Genomic DNA, 14,963 nt, shown 5'->3' with positions numbered 1-14,963 from the left:
TCTTCTAACTTTATTCCAATATTTTAGTTTAAATTCTTCGAAGTGATTTTTTAATATTTTATTAATTATTTTTTCATCTTTTCGCTTTTTCAATACATTCATATTACTATTGTACACAAGTTTTCCACAGTTTTAAATTATTATAATTTCCTTAAGAATAAAAAAATACCGTCGACATCTAATAACATCAACGGTATCTCTAACTTCAAAATTAAATTTAATTTTAAAATCCTCTAGTCTAACAATGGCCGGTTGCAGACTATTTTGTAACTATAATTAATGCTAGTGCATTTAAAAAGAATAAAACTGACACTACTTTAGTTACTTTGTTTAAGAATGCCTGTTTTCCCTTTGGTTTGAAGTATGTCTGATTTCCTTCTGCTCCATACTGAGAAGGCATAGCAGTTTTATTTTCCTGTGGCATTATAACTATTATTAAAGCTATACCAAGTGCAACTTGTAACGCCATTAAAACATTGATCATACTGTTCCCTCCTGTTTATCGAATATATTCTTACATTTTAGTGTAACATATATTTCGCTATTTTTCAACAAATTATAAAGTTGAATAATAATTTTCAATTCAAAAATTATCTACCCATATCAAAAAAGTTCAACAAAATAGACGTCACAAATTTTACATTTGATTATAATTTACTACGACAAAAATTATTAAAATATTCATACATTATATGACATTTTCTATCTTTTTTATTAAATAGCATTTTTTCAAAATATTGCAACATAGACTTTTTAAAATCCTTCTTATATACTCAATTATGTAGAAATAGTTTTATTTTTAACAAGAATTGCATTATTTTTTGTATTGTAAAGGGAGGATTTTTCGATGGCAAATTATATTCCAGGCACTTATGAAGGTGCTGCTCGTGGTTATCGAGGAAAATTAGTAGTTAATGTAACTGTAACTGAAGACAAAATATCTGATATTCAGATAGTTAAACACAAAGAGGTTCGTGGTCTTGCTTGGGATCTTCCAACATCTCCAATAGAAGTAATTCCACCACAGATTATAGAATTCCAATCACTTAATATACCTCTTGTTAATGGTGCAGACCTTACAAGTCAGGCTATATTAGACGCTGTAGCAAGTGCTTTAAAAGAAGCCGGTGCTACTGACGAGGATATCGAAGCTTTAAAAAATGTTCCATATCCTTTAGTTAAAGAAGTAAAAGATGAGATATTAAATGTAGATATAGCTGTTTTTGGAGCTGGAGCAGGTGGTTTAGCTGCTGCAATTGAAGCTAAAGAAGCATGTAAAAATGTTGTACTTATAGAAAAACAAGGAATCACAGGTGGTTCTACTGCTCGTTCAGGAGGAAAACTTCTTGGATGTGGTACAAAATGGCAGAAAAAACAAGGAATTCACGATACTGTAGAAGATTGTTACAAGTATCTAATGGAAGTTGGTAACCGTCGTGGAGATTTCATGAACCCTTCTAAAAATAGATACTTAGTAGATAATTTAAATGATACTTTAGATTGGCTATGTGGTATGGGGTACGAAGTTCAGGACGTTGAAGCAATACACGTTTCACTTCAGCCTTGGCGTGTTCACAACAGTATGGGCGGTGGTGGACAGACAAATGGTCAGGGTGGAGAAATAACTACTCCAATGACTCACCACTATGTAGATAAATTAAATGGAGAAATAATTTACAATACTGCTTTAAAAGAATTATTAACTGACGAATCTGGAAGAGTTGTCGGTGCTGTGTGCGATAAATTAGATGGCTCAAAATTAACTGTTTACGCAAAAGACGCTGTTATAATCACTACTGGAGGATATGCTAGAAACAAAGAAATGTGTTCAAGATATCCAGTTGCACACTACTTCTCTACTGCTCCAAAGAGCAACACTGGTGAAGGTCTAGTTGCTGCAGAAAATATAGGTGCTAAAAACCTAGTTCATCCAGGTGTTCAAGTTGTATATACTAGCTTAACTTGTGGAATTGGTATAAATGACGAATCTGGATTAATTGTCAATGAAAGAGGAGAACGTGTTGTAAATGAATGGAGCTATCAGTACCATGTTTCAGACGCTATTGCAAATTCTAACAGCAACTGCGGTTGGTATATAACTAGCGGAAATGAGCCTTATGGTGGTGTTCAGTATGGATTTAAACAGGCTTTAGATGGTGTTAGCAGAGATAAAGTTGCAGATAGTATAGAAGAATTAGCTGAAAAAATCCATATAGATCCAAAAACTTTAAGAGCAACATACGATAGATATTGCGAATTAGTTGAAAAAGGTGAGGACGAAGATTTTGGTAAACCTGCTAAATTCCTTCATCCAATAGAAGGACCAAAATTTGCTGCACTTAGATTACATCCTTGTGTAACAGTTACATTTGGTGGTCTTGAAACTGATTTATCTTCAAGGGTTTTAGATAATAATGGTGATCCAATACCAGGATTATTCGCAGCTGGAGAGGTTGCAGGAACTGGTATGTATGGTACAGAATATCCAACTTGTGGAACATCAATCGGAAGTGCTTTATTCTATGGAAGAATTGCGGGAAGAGTGGCTTCAGGAAAATCAATGTTATAAGAATATATAAAAAAGATGGCGATTTTTTATCGGCATCTTTTTATTTTATCTTTAAGAATAGAGTTGAGATATTATATTTTGCTCCAGGCTTCGTCGATTTCTTCTTTGGTTCGAACTCCGTTCGAATTTAAAGATGAAATCGACTCCAGATTGTCGCTTCAATATAATATACTCAACTCTTTTTATAAACTCGTAAATCGAAAAAGATTGCCGATAAAAATTTCGCCATCTTATTTTTATATATTTATAACTGGAGTAACTTGCAAGTGTCGCTAGAATAGTAGTTATTTATCTTGCTATTTATAATCTAAGTATACATTTACAGCAATGTTTATTATTATGTATATATTTGATACCTTTATTCCAAATAAGATATCTGTAATTATATTGTCACTAACTTAATCCTAACTTATTTTCCTATTTTTTTACAAATTTTTTAACAAAAGAAAAAGAGCCACTGCAAATTGCAATGACTCTATCCGTATATATTAACCTTATTCTGTGTATAGACAAATTTATTTGATGGATAAATTTTAAAGTTTTATTATTTTATTATATTTTTATGTAATCCATACTCAGAAAAGATATCAATATCTATTATTTTTAATTAACCAGTACTAAAACTATCTAACTATTAGAGAGTGACCAGTCATTTCTTTTGGCTGTTCCATTCCCATCATGTCAAGTACTGTTGGAGCTATGTCTGATAATCTTCCGTCGTCAAGAAGTTTTGCTCCTTTGAATTCTTCTCCAGCTACTATAAATGGAACTGGATTTGTTGAGTGAGCTGTTACAGTTTTTCCTGTTTCAGGATCTGTCATAAGTTCAGCGTTACCGTGGTCAGCAGTTATTATTAAGCTTCCACCTTTTGCTATTATCTTATCAGCTAATTCTCCAACACATTTGTCAACAGTTTCAACAGCTTTTACTGCTGCTTCCATGCTTCCTGTGTGTCCAACCATGTCTGGGTTTGCGAAGTTTACAACTATGAAGTCGTATTTATCTTCATTTAATTTTTCTTCTACGTTTGCAAGTAGTTCGTTTGCAGACATTTCTGGCTGTAAATCGTAAGTTGCTACTTTTGGAGAAGGTATTAATAGTCTGTCTTCTCCTTCGTTTGGTTCTTCTACACCACCGTTGAAGAAAAATGTAACGTGAGCATATTTTTCTGTTTCTGCTGCTCTTAACTGAAGTTTTCCGTTTTTAGCTAGGTATTCACCTAGTGTATTTACAAGAGTTTCAGGTTTGTATGCAACATTAACATCGTCGTTTATAGCTGCATCGTATTCAGTTAAGCATACGAAATATGTCTTGAAGAATTCTCTAGAGAATCCATCAAAATCTTTAACAGCTATTGCTTTTGTTATCTGTCTTGCTCTATCTGGTCTGAAGTTGAAGAATATTACAGAATCATTTTCTTTTATTGTAGCTACAGGTTCACCGTCTTTTTCGATTACTGTAGGTACTATAAATTCGTCGTTTATATCATCTGCATAAGATTTTTCTATAGCATCTAATATACATTCTGATTTATTTCCTTCACCTTTAACCATTGCATTGTATGCAAGTTCTACTCTTTCCCATCTGTTATCTCTGTCCATTGCATAGTATCTTCCTGATACTGTTGCAAATTCACCGACACCAGCTTCTTTCATAGCTTCAAGAGTTTCTTTAGCATATACTATTGCACTTCTTGGATCAGTATCTCTACCATCTGTAAATGCATGAACATATACTTTTTCTACTCCTTTTTTAGCTGCCATGTCTAAAAGACCTTTTAAATGTTCTATGTGAGAATGTACTCCACCATCAGATAATAATCCCATTATGTGTAGTGCATTTTCTTTTGCATTTTCCATTGCCTGACAAAGAACTTCATTAGTGAAGAAATCTCCGTCCTGTATTGATTTTGTTATTCTTGTAAGTGGCTGGTATACTATTCTTCCTGCACCTATGTTTGTATGACCAACTTCTGAGTTACCCATCTGTCCATCAGGAAGGCCTACATCTAGTCCACTTGCTCTCATTAAAGTGCATGGATAATCAGTAGATAATCTATCTAAGTTTGGAGTTTTTGCTGTGTATATAGCATTTCCGTCGTGTTCTTTAGAATATCCATATCCATCCATTATTACTAATGCTACTGGTTTTTTCATATTTATATCTCCTTAAAAACTATACTCTTAAATCTATCACTTATCGCAATTAATCTAATAGTATTAATTAGAAGTTAAGTAATGCAAGGAAGTCTTCAGCTTTTAAGCTTGCTCCACCAACTAATGCACCATCTATGTCACTCTGTGCCATTATTTCAGCTACATTTGCAGGTTTAACAGATCCACCGTACTGTATTCTAACTTCTTCAGCTAATTCTCCATATAATCCTTTAACAACTTCTCTTATGTAAGCTATTACGTCGTTTGCCTGTTCTGAAGTTGCAGTTTTTCCAGTTCCTATAGCCCATATTGGTTCATAAGCTATTACAACTTTAGCTAAATCTTCTTTAGCTACATCTTTAAGAGCAGCTTCAACCTGAACTTTAACTACATCTTTAGTTTTGTCAGCTTCTCTTTCTTCTAATGTTTCACCACAGCAAACTATTGGATCTATACCAACTTCTAAAGCTTTTAATACTTTTTTGTTTACTGTTTCATCAGTTTCGTTGAAGTACTGTCTTCTTTCAGAATGTCCTATTATAACATAGTCCATACCTATTTCTTTAAGCATTGCTGGTGCAACTTCTCCAGTGAAAGCTCCGTTATCTTCAAAGTGCATGTTCTGAGCACCTATTTTTATATCAGTACCTGCTACTGCTTCTTTAAGGTCTTTTAATAATGTGAAAGGTGCACATATAACTGCTTCAGCTTTATCTGGGCAAGTTTTTCCTTTAACTGCTTCAGCGAATTCTAAAGCTTCTTTTATAGTTTTATTCATTTTCCAGTTTCCTGCTATTATAGGTTTTCTCATGTTTTTATTCCTCCAAAATTTTATCTATTTTATAGTATATTCTTCTTATTTTTCGTCTAAAGAAGCTATACCTGGTAATTCTTTTCCTTCTAAGAATTCAAGAGATGCTCCACCACCTGTAGATATGTGAGTCATTTTATCTCCGAATCCCATCTGGTTAACAGCTGCTGCAGAGTCTCCACCACCTATTATAGTAACGGCTTCTGTTTCTGCCATAGCTTTTGCTACTGCTTCAGTACCTTTTGCGAAGTTTTTGAATTCAAATACACCCATTGGTCCATTCCATACAACTGTTTTAGCTGCTTTTACTTCATTAGCAAATAATTCAGCAGTTTTTGGTCCTATATCAAGACCTTCACAGTCAGCTGGTATATCTCTTCCTTCAGATATCATTGGAGTTTCATTTTCTCCAAATTTAGCAGCGTAAGTTACGTCTATTGGTAATAATAATTTAACACCTTTAGCTTCAGCTTTAGCCATCATTTCTTTTACGTAATCTATTTTATCTTCTTCACAAAGTGAGTTTCCTATTTCATGTCCCATAGCTTTAAGGAATGTATATCCCATTCCTCCACCTATTATAAGTGTGTCTACTTTGTCTAATAAGTTGTTTATAACACCTAATTTATCAGAAACTTTTGCTCCACCTAATATTGCAACGAATGGTCTTTCTGGAGTTTCAACAGCTTCTCCTAAGAATTTTAATTCTTTCTGTATTAAGTATCCGCAAGCTCTTTCTTCTAAGAATTCACCAGCACCTACTGTTGAGCAGTGAGCTCTATGAGCAGTACCGAAAGCATCGTTTACGAATATTTCTGCAAGTGATGCTAATTCTTTTGAGAAGTTTTCTTCGTTTTTAGTTTCTTCTTTTCTATATCTAGTGTTCTGAAGTAGTATTACTTCTCCGTCTTTCATTTCTGCAGCTGCTTTTTTAGCATTTTCTCCTACTACACAGTCATCTGCAGCGAATTTTACTTCCTGTCCTAACATTTCAGATAATCTTTTTGCTACTGGTGCTAAAGATAATTCTGGTTTAGCTTCTCCCTTTGGTTTACCTAAGTGTGAGCAAAGTATTACTCTAGCGTTGTGATCTATAAGATATTTTATTGTTGGTAATGCACCATTTAATCTGTTTTCATCAGTTATTACACCGTCTTTTAGTGGCACATTGAAGTCGCATCTTACTAGAACTTTTTTTCCTGCAACCTGTATATCTTCGATTGTTTTTTTGTTAAGCATTGACATAAGTAATTTCTCCTTTTATTTGAAGTATTTTTTAAAAGTATGACTTAATCATACCTTCCTATTATAAATATACCATATTATTTATATTTTATGTATATCGTTTATCTTTTCCATATTTACAAAAAAAGCCCGAGTCCGCAGTAACAAAACTACAAACTAGGACTTTTTTCGTCTGAAGTACATTAATAACTCTGTATGTATGGGGGTACATACATCATATTAAGGTTTAAATGTATTCAAGTTTTATATTATAAAGTGTATATAGGTTAACAATTTTAAATTATTTGTTTAATTATTTGCTTAATCCTGCAAAGTATCCTAATGTTCTTATTAACTGAGAAGTATAAGACATTTCGTTATCGTACCAAGAAACAACTTTAACTAACTGCTGTCCATCTACTTCCATAACTCTTGTCTGAGTAGCATCGAATAATGATCCGTAGCTCATACCAACTATATCAGAAGATACTATCATGTCTTCATTGTATCCGAATGATTCGTTAGCTACTTCTTTCATTGCTGCGTTTACTTCTTCAACTGTAACTTTTTTACCTAAAGTACAAACTAATTCAGTTAATGAACCAGTTACTACTGGAACTCTCTGTGCAGCTCCGTCTAATTTACCGTTTAATTCTGGTATAACTAAACCTATAGCTTTTGCAGCACCAGTTGTGTTAGGAACTATGTTTCCAGCTGCAGCTCTTGCTCTTCTTAAATCACCTTTAGCGTGAGGGCCATCTAATGTATTCTGGTCATTAGTGTAAGCATGTATAGTTGTCATAAGACCTTTTTCTAAAGTGAATTTGTCGTTTAATGCTTTAGCCATTGGAGCTAAGCAGTTTGTTGTACAAGAAGCACCAGATATAACTGTTTCTGTACCATCTAATATATCACTGTTTACATTGTAAACTATTGTTTTTAAATCTCCTGTTGCTGGAGCTGATATAACAACTTTTTTAGCACCTGCTTTTATATGAGCTTCTGCTTTATCTTTTGAAGTGAAGAATCCTGTACATTCAAGAACTATATCAACGTTTAATTCTTTCCAAGGTAAGTTTTCTGGATTTCTTTCAGCTGTTACCTGTATTTCTTTTCCGTTAACTACGAAAGCACCTTCTTTAACTTCTATTTCACCATTGAATCTTCCCTGTGCTGTATCGTATTTGAATAAATGTGCAAGCATTTTTGCGTCTGTTAAGTCATTTATTGCCACTACATCGAATTTTTCTGGCTGTTCCATCATCTTTCTTAATGCTAATCTACCTATTCTACCAAAACCATTTATAGCTACTTTTACCATGTCGCTACCTCCTAAAGTAATTTAAAATTTTTTATTTTTGCGGTTTTACCGTAATTATATACTTATTTATATTCAAGTATTTTCTGAGCACTAAGCTCATCAGTTATAAGAACTAAGTTCTTGTTTATTTCAGATATTGCCATGAAAGCCTCTACTTTTTCGACTCCGGCGAATATCAAAATATTCTCTTTAACTTTTGAGTAGGTATCAAGATCTATACCTACTGTGCTAAGTCTGTGTACCACATTTCCATCTTTATCGAAGTAATAACCAAAAGCTTCACCGACTGCATTGCTATCAAGAATCTCTTTTTTAAGATTTTCATCAAGATGTCTTCTCTCTGCCATCACATCAGCTCTTCCTACACTAAAAACTAATATATCAGTTTCTGTTATATGCTTTAATGTTCTTCTTATATCTGGAATCTGTGCTAAAGTTCTCATAGCATCTTCTCCAAGCTCATCTGGGATATGAAGTAATTCATAATCTGAATGGATGTTTTTTCCTAATCTAGCTGTTATGCTGTTTGACTGAGTTTCAACCTCTGTCCCAACACTTCCTCTAGCAGGAACTACTAATGAATCTTCGAATTTCTTTTCTGTTTTCACAGAATCGGCAAATTCTAACATCGTTGTTCCACCAGTTATCGCTACCTTATCTCCATCTTTTAATACACTTAAGAAGTACTCTGAACCTTCCTTAGCTACATCTTTTAAAACTGTTTCATCATCTTCACAGTTTCTTGGGACAACTACAACTTTCTTAATTCCAAGCTTTTCTCTAACCTGTTCCTGAAGGTTTGTTATACCCATTATGTCGACCATAACATCTTTTAGTTTTTTAAGGAGCTCTTCTCCTTCCTCTGTTACAGTCATTCCAGATACAGCTACATTTATCAGACCTTGCTCTTTTAAAAACTCTGTCTCTGTTCTAGCAACCCTCTCACTTATTCCTAAGCGATTTGAAAGAGTTCTTCTTCCAATTGGCTGACTAACAGATATTTGTCTGAGTATTATATATCTTCTTTCCATAAGCTCTATCGCATGTGGGATGAGCTTTTTCTGTATCTCTATTAACTTTCTCATAATTACTCCTTCTTGCTTTTCTGACTGGGACTTTTTTTGTCCCCTATGTTTATTTCAGTCCCACAAGTTAATTTTATTGTATAAGATTTGTTCAAATTTTTCAATACCTTTTTTGAAAATTATTAAAAGTTTTTTGTTTTTTTTGCAAAAGAAAACGATATATCAAAAATATTAGAATTTTAACGTTTGTTCAAACCGTTTTCCCAAAACTTTCTTAAACTTTCCCCAATTTTTTCCTCAAATTGATTCAAATTTTTTAACCGAAATTTAATAGTATTCTTTCTCTAATTTATACAATATTGTGGGAGCAAATTTGACCCTCTATGAAAATTTTATCCATTTTGTTCTTCCCTTTCAATACAAATAATTGTATTTATTTTACAAAAAATAAAACCTCGTACATTGATTTTTTATCTAATCAACATACGAGGTTTAATCTCTCTATTTTTAAATTTTATATTTCTAATATTAGAATTCTTTTCTTCTACTTGAAGACGGTATTCCCATCTCTTCTCTATATTTTGCAACAGTTCTTCTAGCCACACTCACGCCTTTTTCTTTTAACATCTTAGAAATAGCATCGTCGCTAAGAGGTTTTTTCTTGTTTTCTCCATCTATTATATCTTTAATATCCCTCTTAATTCCCGCACTAGATGCTCCTTCTGATGAATTATCAGTTTCCAGAGCTGCATTAAAGAAGAATTTAAACTCATAAAGCCCAAATGGAGTAAGCATATACTTTCCATTCACCCCTCTACTGACAGTAGATTCGTGAATCTCAAGCTTATCTGCAATATCCTTCATCTTCATAGGTTTGATATATTTTTCACCTTTTTGGATAAACTCCTGCTGCTCTTCTATAATAGCCTCTGCAATTCTAAGAATTGTACTCTTTCTGCTCTCTATATTTTTAATAAGAGTTGCTGCAGAATTTAATCTCTCTTTTATAAATTCCTTAGCTTCTTTATCTGACTCCTTATCAGTCATCATATTCCGATAAAAATCATTTATCTTTATATTGTATACATCCTTTTCATTTGTATGTACAATGTATTTCCCGTCAATCTTATCTACAATAACATCAGGCTGTACATAAACGCACTTATCATTTGAACAAGCTCTTCCTGGCTTAGGATCTAAGTGTCTTATAACTTCAATAGCTTCCTTACATTTCTCTATACTTATTTTATACTTCTTAGCTATATCTTTTAGCTTATTTCTTCCGATAAGCTCCAAGTCATTCATAATTATATTTTCAACTATATTATTTGAAATCCCCCTTCTCTCAAGCTGAAGTATTAAACACTCAGAAATATTTCTCGCTCCTATTCCCGGTGGATCTAGCTGTTGAACTATATCCAAGCATCTTCTAAAAAGACTAGCATCTACTCTCAACGCGTCGTAAATTTCCTTATCGTTTATTCTAAGGTATCCGTCCTCATCCAAACTATCTATTATATATTTACAAATTCTTTTTTCCTCAAATGTAAGCTTAAAGTATTTTAACTCATCTATTAAATAATCATATAGATTACTGGTACTTCTTATCATATTTTCAAAATCGACAGCATTCTCAGAACTGTACGGTGCATCATTTTTGTCCTCTCTAATATTAACAGACTCCATATGCTTTATATATTTTTCCCAATCAATTCCCTCATCATTTCTCTCAGCTTCTAAAAGCGGATTACTCTCAGACTCCTTTCTAATTTCTTCCTCTACTTCTAGTCTGCTCATATTAAGAATTGCGAGAGATTGCTTTAGCTGTGTAGTTAAAATCAGCTTTTGAGACTGATTTAACTCCAAAGTATTTTTGAAATTCATAATATAGCCCACTCTTTCTTAAAATATTCTATATATCCATTATTTTATTAATACCCAATATTTTTCCAATTATTTAACATTCATAATTATATTATATAGCAAAAGGTTGAATTTCTGTATAAAATTTGATGAATTTTGTAATGAGTTTTTATTCAATTTTTTTATATATACATAAATCTGTTCTATAATTGATTGTTATTAATCTAGTCAAATCTATTAAACTATAAATTTGATATTTCAATTAACCTAGTATAATTTCTATGTTATAATATTTATAATATTTAAAATTTTTAAATTTAATTTTTGAAAGGAAAGATAAATGGCATATCAATTATTTTTAGATTTATACGATTGTAATAAAAATAAAATAGATGATTTAGAGCTTGTAAAAGAAATTGCACACAAGGCTATTTCTGATATAGATGCTTATATAGTAGAAGAATGTAGTCACAAATTTTCTCCAATAGGAATAACATACATCGCGGTTATTTCTACATCACATTTTTCAATTCACACTTGGCCAGAGTACGGATATGTAGCTGTAGATATTTTTTCTTGTGATAAAAAAGTTCCAGAATCTATTGGAGGTTTTTTAAAAGATGCTTTTGATGCGAAATCAATTAAACAAAATAGATTTAATAGAGATATTAAAGGAGGTGCATAGTGTGGAATATAATGTCGGTCAATTTTTAAAAGTTGATGAAGTAATCTATGAGATTGTTGGAAAAATCCAGTTTAGAAATTATTCAGACAACTGTACTTGGTTTGAGTATAGGCTTCTTGAAAGATTTGGACCTGGTGAGCGGTGGCTGAGTATCGACGATAAGTATAGAGAATACTCTATTTCTTGGACTACTGGGGAACTTTCACTAGACGGATACCATCAAGTAGATAAAGGAATACGGGAAGTTGTAAGTGTTTCTGGAGATGTAGATGTCGTCGTTGGTGATAGTGCATCATTTTGTGAATACGAGGATAGAACAGAAGAAAAGATTATATCTGTTGAACAATGGAACGATATAAAAGAATTTTCTAGAGGTTATTACCTAGATAAAAATGAAATCTGTTTTGCAAATACCTCAGATGCAAGTAACTTTTCAACAAATTCCTCTAAATCCTCTGCTTCTTCTAGAAATGGTAAAAAGAGAATCAATCCTTTCTTTGTAATAGGAATAGCTATGTTGCTTGTATTTGCTATAGGTTTTATAGGAAATATGATTGGAGGAAAGTCTATTGCAAAGTTCTTAAAAAAATCTAACCAATTCACTTATGTTACCTCAATTACAGGAAATGATGGAGAAAAGGCAGATGTGTACAAATCATCACTTTCTAAGGAAGATACAGTAATGACTATTATAGAAGCTGTTGATGGCAATGTTTTAGATGTAGAAGAAGACAAAACTCAAGGAAGTGAAAGCATTGCAATCCTAACTGAAGACGAATACTGCATGGTATATATATCTGTATCAAATGAGGTTCTTGTGCAGATTTCAAATAGAAAATACGCCTATACTTCAGATAAAGAACCTTATCACTCATCTGCGCATACCCATAGTTATTACAGAAGATATTACTACTCTGCTGCATATTTAGGAGATGCTAGAAGGTACAGAAGACATCATTCTCCTTATGAAAACTACAATGGAGAAAGATTAGATACAGACATGTTTGATCAATACGATTCATACTCAGATAGTATAAAAAGAAACAGTGTAAACTCAAGAACATCTTCTGGTGGTGGCTTGAGTAGTGGAAAATAATTTTTTAAAAAGGAGATTAAAAATATGGCTTTTTTAACAGAAATCACTAATATTGCAATATATTCGATACTTGGAATAGTATTTATGATGCTTGGAAACTTCCTTTTAGATTTAGTAGTTCCTTGTCATTTTCCTACAGAAATAAAAAAGGGAAATCAAGCTGTTGGCTGGCTTAGCGCTGGTTCATTTATAGCTATAGGTCTTATTCTTCGCACAGCAATTATGTCACCATCTACAGAAGCTGTCAGCGAAAGTTTAGCATCTGGCATATTAAACACTTCTCTTTACTTTGTTTTAGGTATGGTATTTTTAATACTTGGATATGTAGTTGTTAGTCTATTTAATAAACGCTACAACCTAAACGAAGAAATTGGAAACGGAAATGTAGCTGCAGGTCTTATGGTGTTTGGTATATTTATCGGACTTGCACTAGTAATCAGCGGCGTTATCAGTTAATAGGAGATTAATTGATGAAAAAATATAGACTTTTAATGCTTACGACACTTATTATTTCAGGTTGCTCAATATGCTATGAGCTTATAATAAGTGCCGTAAGCTCTTATTTAATAGGTGACACAACTCTTCAATACTCTATAACAATTGGATTGTATATGTGCGCAATGGGACTTGGCTCATATATTTCTAAGTATATGAAAAATAATCTTTTTAATTGGTTTGTATTTATAGAAATCGGTGTGGCAATAGTCGGTGGTACTTCTGCTTTAATCCTATTCTACGCAAATTTATATTTAGAAACATATCAGATTGTTATGTATATAGAGATAATAGTGATAGGTACATTTGTCGGTGCAGAAATTCCAATACTTACTAGAATTATTGAGGACGATAATGAAAATCTTAGAGTTACTCTTTCATCTATATTTAGTTTTGACTATATAGGCGGACTTGTTGGATCAATAGCTTTTCCAATTATATTGCTTCCACATCTTGGATATTTCGCAACATCATTTTTGATAGGTTGTATGAACACATTGGCTGCAACTCTAATTATTTTTAAGTATTCAGATAGGCTAATAAATCCAAAGGTATATAGAATATCTGTCGTAATTTTATTTGTTGTTATGCTTCTTGGAATGTTGTTTTCAGATAATATCTCTAGTCGTGTCGAGGATGGACTATATAGAGATAGGGTTATTTTTTCAAAACATACAAAGTATCAGCATATCGTAATGACTAAACACAAAGATGATTTAAGACTGTTTATAGACGGAAATATACAGTTTAGTTCAGCAGATGAGTATAGATATCACGAGGCCCTTGTCCATGTTCCAATGTCTAAGGCAAAGAATAAGGATAATGTTCTTATCTTGGGCGGTGGCGATGGCCTTGCTGTTAGAGAAATTTTGAAATATGAAGAACCAAACATTACCCTTGTTGATTTAGATAAAGATATGGTAAATCTTTGTAGGGAAAATAAGCAAATAAAGGAGCTTAATAAAAATTCGTTAAACAGCGATAGGCTAACTATAGTTAATCAAGATGCTTATCAATTTCTAAAAAATACAGATAAGAAATTTGACGTTATCATAGTAGATTTGCCAGATCCAAATAATGAGTCTTTAAATAAGCTTTATACTAATGTCTTTTATAGACTTTGTAGCAATTCTCTTACAGATGATGGGATTATGACAGTTCAATCTACTAGTCCATATTATGCTGCTAATGCTTTTTGGTGTATTAATGATACTCTGGAAAGCGAAGGGTTTTATGTTAAGCCATATCATCTTCAAGTTCCCTCTTTTGGAGATTGGGGATTTAACTTAGCTTCTAAGAAAAAGTTAGATGATAGGTTTGAGATAGATGTCGATACTAGGTTTTTGGATGAGAGTAATTTAGATTCGCTGTTTGAGTTTGGCAAGGATGAGATGCCTAAGGGTGAAGTTGAGATTAATTCGTTGTCTAAACCTCGGTTGATAACATACTACTCTAAGGCAGTACGCAACTGGGAGTAATTTGAAGGAGAAGGTATGACTAGTGCATTCACTCCAGGCTTCGACGCTTTTTTTGTTTTATTCGAACTTTGTTCTATAACAAAGAAGAAAACGTCTGTAGATTGTCGTTGAATTGCACTAGATCATACCATTCTCTATTCGGCAATATTGAGTAAATAGAATTAAGTAGGAAGTGGTGAGCCACTTCCTTTTTTATATAGCCGCATAGCGTCTTAAATTGTCGCTGAGTATATTATTTCA

12 protein-coding genes are annotated in these 14,963 nt (G+C 32.7%); 5 read left to right on the top strand and 7 right to left on the bottom strand.

Annotated features, from left to right (window positions below):
- Positions 1 to 259 precede the first annotated feature (259 nt).
- Positions 260 to 484 (bottom strand): preprotein translocase subunit SecG, encoded by a 225-nt coding sequence (secG, locus tag ACK2WN_RS03565; protein ID WP_329999879.1) that lies wholly within the window; start codon positions 482 to 484, stop codon positions 260 to 262.
- 363 nt (positions 485 to 847) lie between these two features.
- Between secG and ACK2WN_RS03560 the strand changes: the two genes are divergently transcribed.
- On the top strand, positions 848 to 2,569 hold the full coding sequence (locus ACK2WN_RS03560; protein WP_416154865.1) for an FAD-dependent oxidoreductase: 1,722 nt from the start codon (positions 848 to 850) through the stop codon (positions 2,567 to 2,569).
- Between the two features lie 623 nt (positions 2,570 to 3,192).
- On the opposite strand, the gene gpmI is transcribed toward ACK2WN_RS03560, so the two are convergent.
- The 6 genes from gpmI to rpoN form a co-directional block, all read right to left on the bottom strand.
- Positions 3,193 to 4,725, bottom strand: a complete 1,533-nt coding sequence (gene gpmI / locus ACK2WN_RS03555) for a 2,3-bisphosphoglycerate-independent phosphoglycerate mutase (protein ID WP_329999876.1) — start codon at positions 4,723 to 4,725, stop codon at positions 3,193 to 3,195.
- Between the two features lie 67 nt (positions 4,726 to 4,792).
- Positions 4,793 to 5,536: a triose-phosphate isomerase gene (tpiA, locus tag ACK2WN_RS03550; RefSeq protein ID WP_118549319.1), complete on the bottom strand. Its 744-nt coding sequence runs from the start codon at positions 5,534 to 5,536 to the stop codon at positions 4,793 to 4,795.
- Positions 5,537 to 5,581: 45 nt separating this feature from the next.
- Entirely contained in the window at positions 5,582 to 6,781 is a 1,200-nt protein-coding gene (locus ACK2WN_RS03545) for a phosphoglycerate kinase (protein ID WP_300529372.1), read from the bottom strand.
- 292 nt (positions 6,782 to 7,073) lie between these two features.
- The gene (gene gap / locus ACK2WN_RS03540; RefSeq protein ID WP_300529370.1) at positions 7,074 to 8,081 is read right to left on the bottom strand and encodes a type I glyceraldehyde-3-phosphate dehydrogenase; all 1,008 of its coding nucleotides are present in this window, start codon (positions 8,079 to 8,081) and stop codon (positions 7,074 to 7,076) included.
- A 62-nt stretch (positions 8,082 to 8,143) separates the two neighbouring features.
- A complete protein-coding gene (locus tag ACK2WN_RS03535; protein ID WP_300529368.1) occupies positions 8,144 to 9,166 on the bottom strand; it encodes a sugar-binding transcriptional regulator in 1,023 nt (340 codons plus the stop codon).
- 468 nt (positions 9,167 to 9,634) lie between these two features.
- Positions 9,635 to 10,990 (bottom strand): RNA polymerase factor sigma-54, encoded by a 1,356-nt coding sequence (gene rpoN / locus ACK2WN_RS03530; RefSeq protein ID WP_416154864.1) that lies wholly within the window; start codon positions 10,988 to 10,990, stop codon positions 9,635 to 9,637.
- A 319-nt stretch (positions 10,991 to 11,309) separates the two neighbouring features.
- Between rpoN and speD the strand changes: the two genes are divergently transcribed.
- The 4 genes from speD to ACK2WN_RS03510 are packed head-to-tail and all read left to right on the top strand — an operon-like array spanning position 11,310 to position 14,723.
- Entirely contained in the window at positions 11,310 to 11,654 is a 345-nt protein-coding gene (speD, locus tag ACK2WN_RS03525) for an adenosylmethionine decarboxylase (RefSeq protein ID WP_416154863.1), read from the top strand.
- 1 nt (position 11,655) lies between these two features.
- Positions 11,656 to 12,750 (top strand): DUF4178 domain-containing protein, encoded by a 1,095-nt coding sequence (locus tag ACK2WN_RS03520; RefSeq protein WP_416154862.1) that lies wholly within the window; start codon positions 11,656 to 11,658, stop codon positions 12,748 to 12,750.
- Between the two features lie 24 nt (positions 12,751 to 12,774).
- The gene (locus ACK2WN_RS03515) at positions 12,775 to 13,206 is read left to right on the top strand and encodes a DUF350 domain-containing protein (RefSeq protein ID WP_416154861.1); all 432 of its coding nucleotides are present in this window, start codon (positions 12,775 to 12,777) and stop codon (positions 13,204 to 13,206) included.
- 14 nt (positions 13,207 to 13,220) lie between these two features.
- Positions 13,221 to 14,723 carry a polyamine aminopropyltransferase gene (locus ACK2WN_RS03510; RefSeq protein WP_416154860.1) on the top strand — a complete coding sequence of 501 codons (1,503 nt, stop codon included), beginning with the start codon at positions 13,221 to 13,223 and terminating at the stop codon, positions 14,721 to 14,723.
- Positions 14,724 to 14,963 lie beyond the last annotated feature (240 nt).

The sequence above is a fragment of the Peptacetobacter sp. AB800 genome, assembly GCF_047807365.1.
Lineage (GTDB): Bacteria > Bacillota > Clostridia > Peptostreptococcales > Peptostreptococcaceae > Peptacetobacter.
The sequence above is the reverse complement of the archived record's forward strand: the minus strand, read 5'-3'. Positions and strand labels throughout refer to the sequence as shown.

What these genes read in the sequence shown, in the direction of transcription:
- secG (WP_329999879.1), bottom strand. Translation starts at nt 484, where the DNA reads ATGATCAATGTTTTAATGGCGTTACAAGTTGCACTTGGTATAGCTTTA.
- ACK2WN_RS03560 (WP_416154865.1), top strand. Translation starts at nt 848, where the DNA reads ATGGCAAATTATATTCCAGGCACTTATGAAGGTGCTGCTCGTGGTTAT.
- gpmI (WP_329999876.1), bottom strand. Translation starts at nt 4,725, where the DNA reads ATGAAAAAACCAGTAGCATTAGTAATAATGGATGGATATGGATATTCT.
- tpiA (WP_118549319.1), bottom strand. Translation starts at nt 5,536, where the DNA reads ATGAGAAAACCTATAATAGCAGGAAACTGGAAAATGAATAAAACTATA.
- ACK2WN_RS03545 (WP_300529372.1), bottom strand. Translation starts at nt 6,781, where the DNA reads ATGTCAATGCTTAACAAAAAAACAATCGAAGATATACAGGTTGCAGGA.
- gap (WP_300529370.1), bottom strand. Translation starts at nt 8,081, where the DNA reads ATGGTAAAAGTAGCTATAAATGGTTTTGGTAGAATAGGTAGATTAGCA.
- ACK2WN_RS03535 (WP_300529368.1), bottom strand. Translation starts at nt 9,166, where the DNA reads ATGAGAAAGTTAATAGAGATACAGAAAAAGCTCATCCCACATGCGATA.
- rpoN (WP_416154864.1), bottom strand. Translation starts at nt 10,990, where the DNA reads ATGAATTTCAAAAATACTTTGGAGTTAAATCAGTCTCAAAAGCTGATT.
- speD (WP_416154863.1), top strand. Translation starts at nt 11,310, where the DNA reads ATGGCATATCAATTATTTTTAGATTTATACGATTGTAATAAAAATAAA.
- ACK2WN_RS03515 (WP_416154861.1), top strand. Translation starts at nt 12,775, where the DNA reads ATGGCTTTTTTAACAGAAATCACTAATATTGCAATATATTCGATACTT.
- ACK2WN_RS03510 (WP_416154860.1), top strand. Translation starts at nt 13,221, where the DNA reads ATGAAAAAATATAGACTTTTAATGCTTACGACACTTATTATTTCAGGT.